The sequence below is a fragment of the Rhodocyclaceae bacterium genome (genome assembly GCA_020248265.1).
Classification (GTDB): Bacteria; Pseudomonadota; Gammaproteobacteria; order Burkholderiales; family CAIKXV01; genus CAIKXV01.
The window spans coordinates 70990-87419 of the sequence record JADCHX010000012.1; the positions used below are offsets into that span (position 1 = coordinate 70990).

Genomic DNA, 16430 nt, shown 5'->3' on the forward strand with positions numbered 1-16430 from the left:
GCGCGTCCGGCACCATGACGACGGGACAGCTCGAGGCGCTGCTGCGTGCCAGCATCGAACTCTGGCAGGTCGAAGCTGTGCTGCAGTCGACGCCGGAGGGGGGCGGCCCGCCCGCGCAAGATTCGGGTGCATCGCTGCGGGCCCGGCTGTCGCTTCCGGACGGCACTTCGATCGTGGTGGCCGAGGCGGCTCCGCACGAGGAACCGTTCCGATGGTGGTTGCTGTGGCACGCGCCCGGGGCGTGCGTCGACCTGCCCGTGACGAGGCGCAAACCGTGCGCGTCGACGCTCGGGCTGCTGCGCAGCCTGCGCGAAGCACTTGGCGTACCGCCTGCTGCCAAGGTGCGCGTAGGCACGGGTGCACGTATCGGTGGCGAGATCGACATGAGTGACGGGTCGGGAGCGTTGCAGTGACCGTCGGCGCAGCGGCGACGCCCGTCTCGGTGATCACCGGCTTCCTCGGCAGCGGCAAGACGACCCTGCTGCGCCATCTGCTGCGCGATCCGGCCATGGGGCGCACCGCTGTGATCATCAACGAGTTCGGCGAGATCGGGATCGACCACGACCTGATCGAATCGAGCGACGAGAATTTCATCGAACTGACCACCGGCTGCCTGTGCTGCAAGGTACGCAGCGACCTGGTGATGACCTTGCGCGATATGGCCCGGCGACGCGCCACCGGTACACTGCCGGGGTTCGAACAGGTACTGATCGAGACGTCCGGGCTCGCGGATCCGGCCGCCATCCTGCAGGCACTGATGGTCGATCCGGAACTCGCAGGGCTTTACGTGCTCGGCGAGGTGATCACCACCGTCGATTCGCTGCTTGGCCTCGCGACGCTCGACCACCACAGACAGTCGGCACGGCAGGTTGCGGTGGCCGACCGGATCCTCCTGACCAAGGCAGACCTGACTGCGGTATCGCCGGCACTGGATGCGCGACTGCATCGGCTGAACCCGGGCGCCCGTCGATTGCCGGTAGCCCACGGGGCCATCGGGGCGTCGACCCTGTTCAACGAGCCTGCCAGGGGCACTGGTTCGATCGCCGGCTACCTGCCTGTCGAGGGTAGCGCCCGGGCCTCGATCGCCGGCCTTGCAGCCATCGACCCCGCCGCGGTCCACGATCCACGCATCGCCTCCTGGTGCCTGCTGCGCGAGAGGCCGCTGCATGCGCTGACGCTGGCCCTGTTCCTCGAAGGGCTGATGGAACACTGCGGCGACCGGCTGCTGCGCGTCAAGGGCCTTATCGGCGTGGTGGAACGACCGGAGGGGCCGGCCGTGCTGCACGGCGTGCAGCATGTGTTCCATCCGCCGCAGTGGCTCGACCGCTGGCCTTCGGCCGACCGGCGCACGCGCATCGTGTTCATCGGGGAGGCGATCCCCGCGCAGTGGATCTCGACGCTGCTCGAGGTGCTGGACGACGATGTCGCCCGCGAGCAGGCCCGCCACGCGGCTGCGGCCCGCTGAAGGCCCTTCAGCGCGCGCCGCAGGTCCTGATCACCGAGTACAGATCATCGACGTCGTGCCATTCGTGGGCGCGGTCGATCGCCGCCTCGAGCCGTGCCACGCCGTCGTCCGACAGCACGAGCCCGGCGAGTTCGCGGAACTTCGCGCGCAGGGCCGATTCCGGGTGCGGATTCTGGAAATCGCCGCGCGCGCTCTCGATGACATGGGTGCTTCTGCGCCCATCGGTCAGGGTCAGCGTGACACGAGCAGGCTTCAGGCGGGGCACCTGGGCGCTGAATGCAGGATCCTCGCGGATGTGCACCTTCCGGCGCAGTGCCGCGAATGACGGATCGTCGACCTTGTCTGCCGTGAACGCCTGGTAGCCCGCATGTCCGAGCAGTACCAGCGCGGCGGCGGCATGCGGCAGCGAGTACTTGGACGCGAAGTAGTTCGCCGGGGCCGGATCGTTCATCACTGCGGCGAATGCATAGGTCTCGACATCGATGCGTTCGACCTGTTCCGGCGTCGGGGCGAGTCCCGCCAGCGCTGCCTCGAGGGCATCGAGCGCCGAGTAGATCGGATTGCAGCAGGCGCGCAGACGGAAATGGTTGCGCGCGATCTCCCATTGCGAGCCTAGTTCCTCGGTTACCGGGGCCGGGTCGAACCCGTCCCCGACCAGTTGGGCAAGGGCTTCGTCGACCGCATCTGCGCGTCCGGTGAAGCCGGCAGCGACCAGGTCTGCCACCAGCGCGCCGTTGAAGCCGCTCATGCCGCCGGCGACGTTCAGCGCCGTGGCACCGGCGACGGTATGGGAATAGGAGGGCACGAGGACCAGCGGTGCGCCGATTCGCAGCGCAGACGCGATGCCGGCGGCGTCGAAGCCACGCAGCCGTGCGCCGGCCGCGATCGCGCCCAGCATCGCGGTCTGGCCGTTCTGGTGCGCGCGCGGGCGTGCCGCCAGGCCCGCGCCCAGGCGAACCCCGATGTCGTAACCGACCACCAGCGCTGTCAGGAGTTCGGTGCCGGGCGAGCGCATGCGCTCGCCCACCGCCAGCACCGCGGGAAGCACCTGCACCCCGGCCTGACAGGAGACGAATCGATGCCCTTCGCACAGCTCGACCGAGCGCCCGGCGATACCGTTGAGCAGGGCGGCGGTACGCATGTCTGCACGGACCGGCGGCGCGCAGACCAGCGTCGCGTCGCAGTCGGCTGTCCCGTGCACGCGCAGCGCGTCGCGCAGCAGCGCCACCTCGGGCTGCAGCGAGCCTGCGAGCATCACGCCGACGGTGTCGAGAAGCACCAGCCGCGCCTGGTGCTGGACTGCCGCAGGCAGATCGCGCCAGTGGGTGTGCGCAGCGTGGGCGGCCAGCCGGTCTACCGTCGTGCTCATGGTCAGTCCACCTTGATCTTTGCTTCCCTGACCAGGCGCGCCCACATGGCGATCTCGCCGCGCACGAGCTTGTCGAGCTGCGCGGGCGTGCCGCCGACCGGTACCGCCCCTTCGCTCAGGAATCTCTCGCGGAACTCAGGCACCTTCATCGCGCGGGCTACCTCCGCCTGGATTCGGCCGACGATGTCGGTCGAGGTGCCCGCTGGTGCGAACAGCGCAAACCAGCCCTGCGCCTCGTAGCCCTTCAGCCCCTGTTCGCCGACGGTCTGCACGTTCGGAAGCGCGGGCGAGCGCTCCGCCGTGGTCATTGCAACGGCGCGCAGCTTTCCGGCACGGATCTGCGCCATCACCGTCTCGATGGTGGCGAACATCACTTGCGTCTCGCCGGTAAGCACGCCGGTCATCGCCTGGCCGCCGCCCTTGTACGGTACCTGGGTCAACCGTGTCTGGGTGACCGACATGAACGACTCCCCGGCGAGGTGGATCAGGCTGCCCGGCCCCGCGGTCGAGTAGAGCAGTTCGCCCGGCTTGGCCTTCGCCAGCCGGACCAGGTCGAGCACCGTCTTCACCGGCAGCGATGGGTGGGCGACGACGACCAGCGGTACGGTGGTGACCACCGAGATCGGCGCGAAATCCTTCACCGGGTCGTAGCCGAGCTTCGGATACAGCGCCGCCGCAGCGCTGAAGGCTGCGGACGACAGCAGCAGCGTGTAGCCATCGGCGGGGGCGCGGGCAACGAACTCGATGCCGACCGTGCTGCCGGCGCCCGGCCGGTTTTCGACGATCATGGTGCCCAGCGTCTCGCTCAGCCGCTGTGCGACCAGTCGGCCGAAGATGTCGGCACCGCCGCCGGGAGCGAATGGCACAACCAGCCGGATCGGCTTTTCAGGGTACTTCTGCGCTTGCGCAACCGACAGCCCGGTGCCCGCGAGGACGCCGACCAGGACGGTGATTGCAAGGGGCTGCAGCAGGCGGTGCCGTATCGGCGTGGGCTCGGACAAGATCGCTCTCCTGGTGGTGCGGCGCGCCGCGCCGCATGAGTCGGCTGACGATACCACTTCGGAATCCATGTACTGCCAGCCATGTGCCGATCGGTGCCGAGGGCTCCCGGCAGGCACCGGGCCGGCCGGCGCTTCGCCGGACTACTCGCGCGGTCGCCTCGACCCGAGTTGCAGCAGCAGGTACCCGCCCAGCATTCCACCCAGGTGCGCGAAGTGCGCGACACCGGCCTGCGAGCCGGTGACCCCCAACACCAACTCGAGCGCTGCGTACAGCGACACGAACAGCCAGGCGGGCATGGGGATCGGCGGGAACAGCAGCATCAGTTTCCGGTACGGGAAGAACAGGCCATACGCGAGCAGCAAGCCGAACACGCCGCCGGAGGCCCCCACCGTCGGGTAGGGCATCGCGCTGACATAGGCGACCAGCAACTGCAGCAGCGCTGCCGACACCACGCACCCGAGGTAATACTGCAGGAAGCGGCGGCTGCCAAGCACCCGTTCCACGTCCCGGCCGAACATCCACAGGGCCAGCATGTTAACGCCCAGGTGCAAGATGCCACCGTGCAGGAAGCTGTAGGACACCAGCTGCCAGAACATGAAGTGAGGCTGTGTATCCGGACCGGGCGGCCAGAGCCCGAACCAGTAGAGCAGGAAATCGCCGTAGAAGGTCTGCGCACAGAACCCGGCGATGTTGAGGAAGAGCAGTGTACGGACCATGGACGGATACCTTAACGCAGACGGTCCTGGGGCGTACAGGACGCTGCGCCATGCGGCACATTCACACCCGCATCAGGCGCTGCTTCTGCCGCTCCCACTCCCGGTCTTTCTCGCTGGCGCGCTTGTCGTGCTGTTTCTTGCCCTTGGCCAGCCCGACCGCGAGCTTCACCCGACCGCGCGTCAGGTGCAGGTCCAGCGGCACCAGGGTGTAGCCAGCCCGTTCGACCTTGCCGATCAGGGTGGCGATCTCCTCTGCATGCAGCAGCAGCTTGCGGGTGCGCGTCGGGTCCGGCGTGACATGGGTCGACGCCGATGTCAGCGGGCTGATATGACAGCCGATCAGGAACACCTCGCCGTTACGCACCACCACGTACGCTTCCTTGAGCTGCGACCGACCGGCACGGATCGCTTTCACTTCCCAGCCCATCAGGGAGAGGCCGGCCTCATGACGTTCTTCGATGAAGTAGTCGTGGGAGGCTTTGCGGTTTTCTGCCAGGCGCATGTCAGGTCCGGAAGTGTTGCGGTGCGGGAATCGAGGTCGGAGGCTGTCCGGAAGCTGCTCCGGGCACCGCAATGGCGCCCGAAGATGCACGGGGCACATCGAAAGGGGGTGAGAAAATCGCGGAAACCCGTTATTCTACGAGCTTTTGCGCGGGGTACTCCGCGCTTCTTGATGTTGCAGCATGACATCCACGGTCGCACCAACACAGTGCGGGTCGTTACGCGAAGGAAACAGCACGCGAGCGGACGGGCGCAAGGCCGGGTCCGAGGCGCACCGAAGCGCGGTCAGGATGCGCGTCCGTCGGCGTGCGCGACCTGCATTTACAAGTCACGGATCGGCTAGATGGCATTGGTTGAAAAGTCGGTCCTTGTTCAGTTCACACCGGAACAGATGTTCAGGCTGGTCGACCAGGTAGAGGATTACCCGGCGTTCCTGCCATGGTGTGGTGGCAGTTCGGTCGCTGACCGTGGTGCGGCAAAGCTCCGCGCGACGGTCGTGATCGACTACCACCGGATTCAGCAGAGTTTCACGACGGAAAACACCCGGGTCGAACCGGAGTCGATCGACGTGAAGCTGGTCGAAGGGCCGTTTCGGCAACTTGACGGGTCCTGGCGATTCAAGGCCCTGGGTCAGGCGGCTTGCAAGATCGAGTTCCGTCTCCATTATGAGTTTGCGAGCCGGATCCTTGAGAAGTTGCTTTCACCGGTGTTCAATCACATAGCGAACACCTTCGTCGATGCGTTCGTGAAGCGGGCCGAACAGGTCTACGGTAAACAATGAGTGATTTTCGAGTTGAAGTGGTTTACGCGCTGCCGCAACGGCAGACCCTCATCGCCCTGACCGTCGATGAGGGAACGACGGTCGCGCAGGCGATCCGGCGGTCCGGCCTGCTCGAACAGCACCCGGATCTAGATCCGAAGACTGCGCAGGTCGGTGTGTGGGGCAGGGCTGTCGAACTGGATCACCGTCTCCGCGATCGCGACCGAGTCGAGATACACCGGCCGATCACTGCTGACGTGAAGGAAGTGCGGCGCGAGCGAGTGCAGTCGAGTCGGGCGTCGGCAGCCACTGGCAAACGTACGAGTCCGGCACGCCGACGCGCCTGACAGGGCGAATGCGAACAGACGGCGCTCTGAAGAGTCGGGCGCGCTGATGCGTTGCGCCCGGGATATGCGTCAGCCTGGTTGATTGGCTGACGCGCCTGCCGGCGCAGGGGGCTTGCACCACGAGTCGGCGGAGCGTCGGGCATCGGCCAATTCGACCTCCCGCTCCTTCTCGTCGAGGAATATCCGCTCGCCGGTCTTGGGATCCAGCCGGGTCGCCCGGCCGCCGGCCTGAAGGTTGCGCACATAGGCTTGAGCCTGCTCGCACCGCTGCGCGCGTTCCTTCGCCTCAGCCTCCGCCTTCTCCTGTTTCACCCGACTTTCCTCACGCTCGAGCTGGCGCTTGCTGAATTCGAGAGACTTCTCGTTGAGCGTCTGCGCCTTGCGCTCGTCACCCTTTGGCAGCGGCGTACTGGTACTGGTGCTGGCGGCGCTGGAGCTCGTCGGGCGCCCGCCCTTGACCTTGAGATCCTTGACCACGCCTTCCGGCGGGCGGTCGGAGATCTGGCGCCTTCCTTGCTCGTCCGTCCAGCTGTAGATCTGGCTAAGTACCGGCGGCGTGCCGCCGAGCAGCAGCAAGATCGACAGCGTGGCAGCGATGACAGCCTTGATGCGTGACATGATTGCTCCTCTGGGGCGTCCATCCATCTCGGACAGTCGCAGGTGCCACGTTCGTGGGCAGGCGGTGCATAACGAAACCTGCGAAAAATCGGTTGCATGCAGGCAACAGGCCGTTTAAGCAGGGCGGCGCGCGAGGATACAAGGCGCCAGCCAGTAAGACAATAATGGCAGCGGCCTCTTGGGTCAAACCGCTGCGCCACGCCGTACCCACGACCGCGTCCGGCAATTGTCGGCGCCGGTGGCCGAGTCGTATAATCGCGGCTTTGGAAGGGTCTCCGGCATGCCTGTCGTACAACGCGCGCTAACCTTCGATGACGTATCGCTGCTGCCTGCCCATTCCACGGTCCTTCCCAGAGAGGTCAGCCTCTCTACGCAACTGACCCGCAGGATCCGCCTCAACGTGCCGGTCGTGTCGGCGGCAATGGATACGGTAACCGAGGCTCGCCTCGCGATCGCGCTGGCCCAGGCCGGCGGCATCGGCATCCTGCACAAGAACATGTCGCCGCGCGACCAGGCGCTGCAGGTCACGAAGGTCAAGCGGTTCGAGTCCGGGGTGGTGAAAGACCCGATCACCATCCCGCCCGACATGACCGTGGGGGAGGTGATGGCACTCACGCGCCAGCACAAGATTTCCGGCCTGCCAGTAGTCGAGGGTAGCCGCGTGGTCGGCATCGTCACCAACCGCGACCTGCGGTTCGAGACCCGCCTCGATCAGCCGGTGCGCAACATCATGACCCCGCGCGATCGCCTGGTCACCGTGCGCGAAGGCGCCGGGCGCGAAGAGGCGAAGGCCCTGATGCACCAGCACCGACTCGAACGCGTGCTGGTGGTCGACGACAAGTTCAACCTGCGTGGCCTGATCACGGTGAAGGACATCACCAAGTCGGTCGAACATCCGCTGGCCAGCAAGGACGGCCAGGACCGGCTGCAGGTCGGTGCCGCGATCGGCGTCGGCGACGGCACCCGCGAACGCGCGGCGATGCTGGTCGATGCCGGTGTCGATGTGATCATCGTCGATACCGCGCACGGCCATGCGCAGGGCGTGCTGGACACCGTACGCTGGGTGAAGACGACGTTCCCGGCGGTCGAGGTGGTCGGCGGCAACGTCGCCACCGCGGCCGGTGCGCTCGCGCTCGCCGAAGCCGGGGCTGACGCGGTCAAGGTCGGCATCGGCCCCGGGTCGATCTGCACGACGCGCATTGTTGCTGGAGTCGGTGTGCCGCAGATCACCGCCATCATGAACGTGTCCGAGGCGCTGCGCCCCCTCGGCATTCCGCTGATCGGCGACGGCGGCATCCGCTATTCCGGCGACATCGCGAAGGCACTGGCGGCCGGGGCGAACGCCGTGATGCTCGGCGGCCTGTTCGCGGGAACCGACGAGGCGCCCGGAGAGATCGAGCTCTACCAGGGCCGCTCGTACAAGTCGTACCGGGGCATGGGTTCGCTCGGCGCCATGCAGCAGGGCTCCAGCGACCGCTATTTCCAGGACGTGGAAGACGGCATCGAGAAGCTGGTGCCCGAGGGCGTCGAAGGCCGCGTGCCCTACAAGGGCAGCGCGCTGGTCGTCATCCACCAGCTGATGGGCGGCCTGCGCGCGAGCATGGGATACCTCGGCTGCGAGACGATCGACGAGATCCACCGCAAGGCGCAGTTCGTCGAGATCACCGCAGCCGGCGTGCGCGAGTCGCACGTGCACGATGTCACGATTACCAAGGAAGCGCCGAACTACCGTGTGGAATGATGTTTCGAACGACGTCTCGAGCGCCCCGGGCGCGGGCGGGGCACGATGACAGCCGCGAGCCATGACTGCATCCTGATCCTCGATTTCGGTTCGCAGGTGACCCAGCTGATCGCACGCCGCGTGCGAGAGGCGAACGTGTACTGTGAAGTGCATCCGTGCGACCTGCCGGAGGCCGAGATCCGCCGGATCGCGCCCAAGGGCGTGATCCTGTCCGGCAGCCACATGTCGGCCTACGAAGAGTCGACCGATCGCGCGCCCCAGACGGTATTCGACCTCGGCGTGCCGGTGCTGGGTATCTGTTACGGCATGCAGACGATGGCGCAGCAACTGGGCGGCAAGGTCGAGAGCGGCGCGAACCGCGAGTTCGGCTTCGCCGAAGTTCGGGCGCGCGGCCACACATGGCTGCTCGACGGCATCGAGGATGCACGCAACGCCGAAGGGCACGGCCTGCTCAAGGTCTGGATGAGCCACGGCGACAAGGTCACCGAACTGCCGCCTGGCTTCAAGCTGATGGCCTCCACCGACAGCTGCCCGATCGCAGGCATGGCCGACGAGGCACGCAACTTCTACGGCGTGCAGTTCCACCCCGAGGTGACGCATACGCTGCAGGGCGGGCGGATTCTCGAGCGCTTCGTGATCGACATCTGCGAATGCGCGCCCGACTGGGTGATGAGCGACTACGTCGCCGAGGCGAGCGAGCAGGTGAAAGCGCGGGTGGGCAGCGAAGAGGTGATCCTCGGCCTGTCCGGCGGCGTCGATTCGGCGGTGGCCGCTGCCCTCATCCACAAGGCGATTGGCGACCGCCTGACCTGCATCTTCGTCGATACAGGACTGCTGCGGCTGGGCGAGGGCGACCAGGTGATGGAGACGCTGAACCGCCACCTCGGTGTGAAGGTGATCCGCATCGACGCCGGCCCACGCTTCCTCGGCGCATTGGAAGGCTGCGCCGACCCGGAAGCCAAGCGCAAGATCATCGGTCGCGAGTTCGTGCATGTGTTCCAGGAAGAAGCCGCGAAGCTGCCGAACGCGAAGTGGCTGGCGCAGGGCACGATCTATCCGGACGTGATCGAGTCGGCCGGGGCCAAGACGAAGAAGGCCACGACCATCAAGAGCCACCACAACGTCGGTGGCCTGCCAGACACGCTGCACCTGAAGCTGCTCGAGCCGCTGCGCGAACTGTTCAAGGACGAGGTGCGCGAGCTCGGCCTCGCACTCGGGCTGCCGCGCGAGATGGTGTTCCGGCATCCATTCCCGGGACCGGGGCTGGGCGTGCGCATCCTCGGCGAAGTGAAGCCCAAGTATGCAGAACTGCTGCGCCGCGCCGATGCGATCTTCATCGACGAACTGCGCAAGACCTCGCACGAAGGAGTGAGCTGGTACGACCTGACCAGCCAGGCCTTCGCCGTGTTCCTGCCGGTGAAGGCGGTGGGCGTGATGGGCGACGGACGCACGTACGAGTATGTGGTTGCGCTGCGCGCGGTGCAGACCCAGGATTTCATGACTGCGCACTGGGCGCACCTGCCGCACGAACTGCTCGGGCGCGTGTCGAACCGGATCATCAATGAAGTACGAGGGATAAACCGGGTCGTTTACGACATATCGGGGAAGCCGCCGGCGACGATCGAGTGGGAGTAGGTCGTCGAGGGCTGAATTAGAGCGTATTAAAAATCAACAGGTTATGTTTTTTATCACCTATCCGAGAGACATCATGAACAGGATAGAGGTCACGGTCTAAGTACATGAATCGAATAGGGATGGGTCCTTTTTGACGCTTCCTTCAACAAAAAGGGTTGACGTCAGATTGACGGTATTCTTGACGGTAGAAATTCGCGCCGATGTAGTTGCCGATAATCTACCGTCACACGAACTCCGGACCTGACGGCAGAAAAATCGACAGCAATCGCTGGCAAAACATGAAGTTGCCGCTTGTGTAGCCTGAGATTTTTCGTGACGGTAGAAGTTGTGGTTCATGGAAAAAGGCATCCACGGCCAACGTCGCCTCTATCCGTTGCTGGAGTTTTCGCCTCGCAGGGAAGGGGCCTTAGCGTTAGTACCAAAAACAATAAACGATAACATTGGATATGTTATCGTGCAGGGTCCTTGTTTCACTTAGGCCCTCAATCAGCATGGAAGCCGCCGTTCGCGCGTACCTGAAGAACACGCTCGGAATCGACGCTCCGACCACCCTCTGGTCGGGCGTGGGCAGCTTGCCGTACTTCCTCGTGGATGCCTTCGAACTGAAGGCTCTGGCGATCCTGGGTCACCCCGTCCTGCTCGCCATCGACAAGCGAGCCGATCGCCCCGGCCTTGCCAGCATTCGCGCGCAGATCGACAAGATCCGCGAGGTAACCGGGCTCCCGGTGCTTTACGCAACCGAGGCACTGGCCTCCTACGAACGCAAGCGGCTCATCGAGCAGAAGGTACCCTTCGTCGTCCCTGGCAACCAGCTCTATCTGCCCGACCTTGGCGTGGATCTGCGGGAGTACTTTCGCAAGCCGGCGACGCAGCCCCAGAGCGAGCTCAGCCCGGCCGCCCAGGCCATGCTGATCGCAGTGCTGCTGGGCAAGCCGTGGCGGGGGGAGTGGGAGCCTGCCGAGGTGCTCGGCCGTCTCGGCTATACCGCCATGACCGCCTCGCGCGCCTCGCGCGAGCTGGTGGCAACCGGGATAGCGCGTTCGGACAACGTCGCGAGGGTGCGGCGGCTGAAGACCGAGCGCACCGCCCGCGAGACCTGGGAGCATATCAAGCCCCTGCTGCGCAACCCCGTGAAACGCCGGGTCTGGGTGCTGCCGACCAGCGATCTTGTCGTGCCGGAGCTCAGGCTTGCGGGTCTCAGCGCCCTTGCGCGGCAGTCGATGCTGGTCGAACCCTCTTGGCCGACTTACGCGCTCAGCCCTTCGCAATGGAAGCTCGCTTCCCAGCAGGGCGCGAAGACGGTGCCCGAGCCTGAGCCCGGGGCCCTCCAGATGGAGCTTTGGAACTACAGCCCGGCCTTGGTGCCGGACACTTCGCTGGTCGATCCGCTGTCGCTGATGCTGAGCCTGCAGAGCGATGGCGACGATCGGGTACAGCAGGCGCTGGCCGAGCTTGAGGAGCACTTGCCGTGGTGAAAGGCCTGGATGTCTTTCGGAGCTGGTTCGCCGCGCATGGGGATGAGTTCGTCCTGATCGGCGGTACGGCCGCAACCCTCGCCCTAGAAGAGGCGGGGCTTGAGTTCCGCGCCACGAAGGATCTCGACATCGTGCTGCATGTGGAGGCTCTGACCCCGCGCTTTGGCGAGGTGTTCTGGAGGTTCATCGATGCGGGTGGCTACGAGATCCGCCAGGCCGCCGACACGGGCAGGCCGGTCTTCTATCGATTCCAGAAGCCGGGCAACCCGAGCTTTCCGGCGATGCTGGAACTGTTCAGCCGCGCGCCCGAAGGCCTCACGCTTGCGCAGGGCAGTCACCTGACCCCCATCCCGATCGATGAGGCGGTGGAAAGCCTTTCGGCGATCCTTCTTGACGAGGACTACTACGACTTCATCCTGACCGGCAGGCGCGATCTCGATGGTCTGCCTTGGGTGGGCGAGGATCGGTTGATCCCGCTGAAGGCGAGCGCCTGGCTGGATCTTGGGCAGCGCCTCGCCCGCGGCGAGCAGGTGGATTCGCGCAATGTGCGCAAGCACGCGAACGACATCCTTCGACTGTCCCAACTGCTCGCACCCGAGGTTCGGGTGCCGCTGGTGCCCAGGATCGCCCAGGACTTGAGCCGCTTCCTCGATGCCATCGAGACCGATCCGTCGATTACGCCGGCGAGCGTAGGCGTGCGCGGTTCCCTGAAGGACGTGATCGGCCGGATCGCGCTGGCCTACTTGCTCGATCGGGGCGCTCAGCCATGACGCGGACGGTCAAGGTCGGCTGTTGACGGTAGAAAAAGCGCGTGAAAATCACGTTCAGACAAGCACTTAGATTGCTCGATGACGGTACGACGAAAGCTGGTCGGAGGCTCGAAAGAGCAGGGTGGATGCTGTGCTTCGATGACCTCGCAAGGCCTGATAGTCCTCGATAGATCCCGAAAGGTGTATCCCGCGCCGATCGCCCGGAAACCCGCGCCAATGCTGAACCTCATCAAGATGACGGTATCTTTGACGGTATCCAGTAGCCTTCCGCCCAAGAACGCATGGCGCAACAAGGACTTAGCGGCTCAATTGATGTTCGAGTGGGAGTAGGGGACATGTTCCCGGTGGCGACGGCTCCCGGGATACGAGTCTGGGCACCGAGCACGCGGTAACGTGCCGACACCGCAGTGACGCGCTCCTTCCGGAACAGGGTGTGGGAAATCGCAGATGGGTGAAACGCTACTGAAGTTGGTCGTTGTCGGTTTCGGCATCTGGTTTCTCGTGGGTCACGTGTCCGATGCCCTCACGCGAGGTTGCGCGCGCCTGCGCGGAACCAGGGAGTTCACCGTGGCGCAGCCATGGAGGTTCTCAGTCGCCCTGGGGCTGAACATTGCGTTCGGCCTCTTGCTGTTCAGCGTCCCCTTCTTCGCTGACGCCGTGGTTTGGGCCGTTCCGGGTTGGATCATGCACCGTGCAACGACGGCAGGCCTTCCCTGGTTGGCGGTGATGGTCACCGTCACGGTGTATGTCGTCGCTGCCACGCGCATGCTTGTCTTCATGGCCACGCGGAAGTGAGCTCTCCGATGGCTCCGATCGTGTCAAACAGGCCGAAGATGTACTGCAGAGGAAGAAGCGCCGACCGAGCCGATATACTCGACAGCTTCATGCACAGACATCCGGATACTCCCACCCCGATGAATGCACTGCCGCTTCTTGACATGCCCTGCCTGCCGAGCCGCCTCACCGCGCGGGCGAGGTTCTCGACGCGGTAAGGCCTGCATGTTCTCGATTACGGAGAGACCACTTTCCTCGGCGGCAAGAAAGGCCCTTGCCAAGTCGGCGTCCTATCACGGTTCCCTGACCAGGCTGCGATTGATCGCCATCGCGAAGATGACTGGGGTCTTCGCAGGGCTGCTCGCCGTCGTCGCCTGCATCGCGCTCGTGGGCTTCTGGTGGTTTGATTCCCTGCCGGATCTGATTCGACGAGCACCGAGTTTGGCATGGCAAGTCGGTGCGATGTATTGCTTCGCGTTGCTCGTGGCGGTTTGGGACAGCCGGGAGAACCACGAGGCTCTTTGCGATCTGAAGGCGCACGCGCAGTCGACCCTGAACGACGGCAAGGAGTCCGAAGCCGTGGTCGAGTTCGACGAGACGAGCTTCGCCGTGCCGCACGAACACGGCGTGCTCTACTTCGTCGACGATGGCGGAGGCGGATCGGTTGTGCTGGATGTTTCCACGGTCGCTGACGATCCACGCGAGCCTCAGGCAAGACAGGACAGCATCTCGACCCGATGGCGACTGGATTGCGTGGGCGGTGGTGTGCGTCAGGCCCGCTTCTCCGGTCGACGGATTCCCATCCGGCGCATGGAAGGTCTGGATGAGTGCGAGGAGGCGGGCCCGGAGAAGATTCTGGAAGCGCTCGGATGCTCTGGCTCTCTGGACCTTGCGCGGGTTCCGCTCCCGATTCGGGAAGTCGAACGGCGTATGGGTTCGTTGCTTATGCGTCCCCGCGGCACGAATGAAACCCGACGGCCAGGTCCGGATGTGCGCGAGTGATCTCGTGGCAGTGTCCAGCGCGACTGCGTCACTTGTTGCCAGGGCCAACCGCCGTTTGAGGACATCGCCGCGAGAATCCAAGCACACATCCAGCGGCTGTAGTCCTGACCCGGTGATCAGACAGGGCGTGGGCTTCTGGCCGATAGCTCACCCGGGAGGGTCGATTGCCGGCACCGTTGGTGTTCGAGTCGGTGCGGAGTAGGATTCGAGGTCTACGTGGTGCCAGACGCCCCCGGTGGCCCCCCTGAGCCTGCAGGAAGCCGCTGACCAGCTCAGATCTGCACCCGCGTGCCGAGCTCGACCACGGCGTTGCTTGGCAGCCGGAAGAACTCGACCACGCCCCCCGCGTTGCGGGTCATCGCGGCGAACAGCCGTTCGCGCCAGTTCGCCATGCCACCACCAGACGTCGGCACCACGGCTTCGCGGCTCAGGAAGTAGCTGGTTTCGAACACCGGAATATGCAGCCCGTGGGACTGCGTGAGCTCCAGTGCTGCGGGAACGTCGGGCGTGTTCATGAAGCCGAAGTTCAGGGTCACTCGCCAGAAGCCGTGGCCCAGCGGTGCCACCTGGACGCGCCGGTCCATCGGAATCCAGGGCACTTCGTGGAACACCACCGTGAGGATGACGTTACGCACATGGAGTACCTGATTGTGCTTCAGGTTGTGCAACAAGGCCTGCGGAACAGTGGTCGGGTCGGCCACGGCATAGACCGCTGTTCGTTCGGCCCGGTTCAGCGCGCGCGGGTCGAGACCGTCGATGAAGGACTGCAGTTCGAGCCCATCGCGGCGGATGGCCTGAACCAGTCGCGCCCGCCCGCGCGACCAGGTGCTCATGACGCCGAACAGGAGCAGCCCGAGCGCCAGCGGAAACCAGCCGCCGTCGAAAAACTTCACCGCGCAGCCGGCGACCAGCAGCGCGTCGATGGCCAGGAAGAAGGCGGTGGCGCCGATCGCCACTGGCGCCGGCAGCTGCCATGCCTTGCGCACGACGAAGTAGGTCAGCATGGTCGTGATCATCATCGTCAACGTGACCGCGATGCCGTAGGCCCCCGCCAAGGCCGACGAGCTGCCGAAGAAGAGCACCGCCGCGATCACGCCTGCCAACAGCGCCCAGTTCACCGCCGGCATGTAGATCTGGCCCATCTCGCGTGCAGACGTGTAGCGGATCGTCATGCGCGGCAGGAAGCCAAGCTGGATGGCCTGCTTGGTCATCGAGTAGGCGCCCGAGATCACCGCCTGCGAGGCGATGATGGCTGCCAGCGTGGCCAGCACCAGCGCAGGCAGGAGCAAAGCATCGGGAAACAGGCGGTAGAAGGGGTTCTCGATGGCTGCTGGGTTGCCCATCAGCAGCGCCCCCTGTCCCAGGTAGTTCAAGGCCAGGCCTGGCAGCACGAGGCCGGTCCAGGCCAGCTGGATAGGCTTGCGTCCAAAGTGCCCCATGTCGGCATACAGGGCCTCGGCACCGGTGAGCGCCAGCACGATGGCGCCCACCGCAGCAAACAGGTGCCAGCCCCGCTCGGCGAGAAAGTTCCAGGCGTGCAGGGGGTTCAGCGCCGCCAGTATGGCGGGCTGCTGCACGATATGTACGACTCCCATCACCCCGAGCATGACGAACCACAGCACGATGATCGGGCCGAAGTAGCGGCCAACGAACGCGGTACCGAAGCGCTGCACGAGAAACAGGCCGACGAGGATGGCCACCGTGATGGGTACGACATAGGGCTTGAGCGCCGGCGTGACTAGCTCGAGACCTTCCATCGCGCCGAGCACAGAGATGGCTGGCGTGATGAGGCTGTCGCCATAGAACAGCGTGGCGCCGAATACGCCCAACAGCAGCAGTGCGTGGCGCAGCGCGGGCTGATCCTTGACGGCCTGCGCTGCCATGGCGGTCAGCGCCAGCCCGCCGCCTTCGCCATGATTGTCGGCGCGCAGGATTAGGATGACGTACTTGAGCGTGACCACCAGCATCAGGGCCCAGAAGATCACCGACACGGCCCCGACCAGATTGTGGGCATCCAGGGGCACCCCGGTGTGCGGCGCAAAGACCTCCTTCATGGTGTAGAGGGGGCTCGTGCCGATGTCGCCGTAGACGACACCGATGGCGCCTAGCGTCAGCGCCCCCAGGCCCTGCCGGGCGGCCCGCGAGGGGGTGTCAGGCGCCGGGGCGGAATGGGTGGTGCTGGCTGTGGTTGTCATGCGCTGTCCGGGCAGGTTCGACGTTGCGCAGCATCGGGGCCTGGCCATCAGGAACGCATA

Annotated in this window: 16 protein-coding genes; 10 read left to right on the plus strand and 6 right to left on the minus strand. The window is 65.2% G+C overall.

The genetic code is table 11. The features are described from left to right. Window positions 1-14: 14 nt before the first annotated feature. Window positions 15-413 (plus strand): hypothetical protein, encoded by a 399-nt coding sequence (locus ING98_13560; GenBank protein MCA3102891.1) that lies wholly within the window; start codon window positions 15-17, stop codon window positions 411-413. Then, the gene (locus tag ING98_13565; GenBank protein ID MCA3102892.1) at window positions 410-1465 is read left to right on the plus strand and encodes a GTP-binding protein; all 1056 of its coding nucleotides are present in this window, start codon (window positions 410-412) and stop codon (window positions 1463-1465) included. Before ING98_13560 ends, ING98_13565 begins: the two co-directional genes overlap by 4 nt. Before the next feature lie 7 nt (window positions 1466-1472). Here ING98_13565 and ING98_13570 read toward each other — a convergent pair whose 3' ends face one another. The 4 genes from ING98_13570 to smpB form a co-directional block, all read right to left on the minus strand. Continuing rightward, a complete protein-coding gene (locus ING98_13570) occupies window positions 1473-2834 on the minus strand; it encodes an MmgE/PrpD family protein (protein ID MCA3102893.1) in 1362 nt (453 codons plus the stop codon). A gap of 2 nt (window positions 2835-2836) precedes the next feature. After that, window positions 2837-3835: a tripartite tricarboxylate transporter substrate binding protein gene (locus tag ING98_13575; protein ID MCA3102894.1), complete on the minus strand. Its 999-nt coding sequence runs from the start codon at window positions 3833-3835 to the stop codon at window positions 2837-2839. A gap of 141 nt (window positions 3836-3976) precedes the next feature. Next, on the minus strand, window positions 3977-4552 hold the full coding sequence (locus ING98_13580; protein MCA3102895.1) for a rhomboid family intramembrane serine protease: 576 nt from the start codon (window positions 4550-4552) through the stop codon (window positions 3977-3979). A gap of 61 nt (window positions 4553-4613) precedes the next feature. Further along, window positions 4614-5054 carry an SsrA-binding protein SmpB gene (gene smpB, locus ING98_13585; GenBank protein MCA3102896.1) on the minus strand — a complete coding sequence of 147 codons (441 nt, stop codon included), beginning with the start codon at window positions 5052-5054 and terminating at the stop codon, window positions 4614-4616. Window positions 5055-5396: 342 nt separating this feature from the next. Between smpB and ING98_13590 the strand changes: the two genes are divergently transcribed. Beyond that, window positions 5397-5834 (plus strand): type II toxin-antitoxin system RatA family toxin, encoded by a 438-nt coding sequence (locus tag ING98_13590; GenBank protein ID MCA3102897.1) that lies wholly within the window; start codon window positions 5397-5399, stop codon window positions 5832-5834. After that, a complete protein-coding gene (locus ING98_13595) occupies window positions 5831-6160 on the plus strand; it encodes an RnfH family protein (protein ID MCA3102898.1) in 330 nt (109 codons plus the stop codon). The genes ING98_13590 and ING98_13595 overlap by 4 nt, the downstream gene beginning before the upstream one ends. Before the next feature lie 69 nt (window positions 6161-6229). On the opposite strand, the gene ING98_13600 is transcribed toward ING98_13595, so the two are convergent. Continuing rightward, window positions 6230-6778 carry a DUF4124 domain-containing protein gene (locus tag ING98_13600; GenBank protein ID MCA3102899.1) on the minus strand — a complete coding sequence of 183 codons (549 nt, stop codon included), beginning with the start codon at window positions 6776-6778 and terminating at the stop codon, window positions 6230-6232. A gap of 280 nt (window positions 6779-7058) precedes the next feature. Here ING98_13600 and guaB point away from each other — a divergent pair, with 280 nt between their 5' ends. The 6 genes from guaB to ING98_13630 all read left to right on the plus strand — a co-directional run bounded on the left by guaB (window position 7059) and on the right by ING98_13630 (window position 14175). After that, the gene (gene guaB, locus ING98_13605) at window positions 7059-8519 is read left to right on the plus strand and encodes an IMP dehydrogenase (GenBank protein ID MCA3102900.1); all 1461 of its coding nucleotides are present in this window, start codon (window positions 7059-7061) and stop codon (window positions 8517-8519) included. Between the two features lie 45 nt (window positions 8520-8564). Then, window positions 8565-10154 carry a glutamine-hydrolyzing GMP synthase gene (gene guaA / locus ING98_13610; protein ID MCA3102901.1) on the plus strand — a complete coding sequence of 530 codons (1590 nt, stop codon included), beginning with the start codon at window positions 8565-8567 and terminating at the stop codon, window positions 10152-10154. Between the two features lie 491 nt (window positions 10155-10645). Further along, the gene (locus tag ING98_13615) at window positions 10646-11629 is read left to right on the plus strand and encodes a hypothetical protein (GenBank protein MCA3102902.1); all 984 of its coding nucleotides are present in this window, start codon (window positions 10646-10648) and stop codon (window positions 11627-11629) included. Then, window positions 11623-12399, plus strand: coding sequence for a hypothetical protein (locus ING98_13620; protein MCA3102903.1), 777 nt, complete (start codon window positions 11623-11625; stop codon window positions 12397-12399). Before ING98_13615 ends, ING98_13620 begins: the two co-directional genes overlap by 7 nt. A gap of 447 nt (window positions 12400-12846) precedes the next feature. Then, complete coding sequence (locus tag ING98_13625) at window positions 12847-13194, plus strand: hypothetical protein (protein ID MCA3102904.1); 348 nt, start codon at window positions 12847-12849, stop codon at window positions 13192-13194. Window positions 13195-13398: 204 nt separating this feature from the next. Then, a complete protein-coding gene (locus ING98_13630; GenBank protein ID MCA3102905.1) occupies window positions 13399-14175 on the plus strand; it encodes a hypothetical protein in 777 nt (258 codons plus the stop codon). A gap of 272 nt (window positions 14176-14447) precedes the next feature. Here ING98_13630 and ING98_13635 read toward each other — a convergent pair whose 3' ends face one another. After that, window positions 14448-16370 (minus strand): potassium transporter Kup, encoded by a 1923-nt coding sequence (locus tag ING98_13635; GenBank protein ID MCA3102906.1) that lies wholly within the window; start codon window positions 16368-16370, stop codon window positions 14448-14450. Window positions 16371-16430 lie beyond the last annotated feature (60 nt).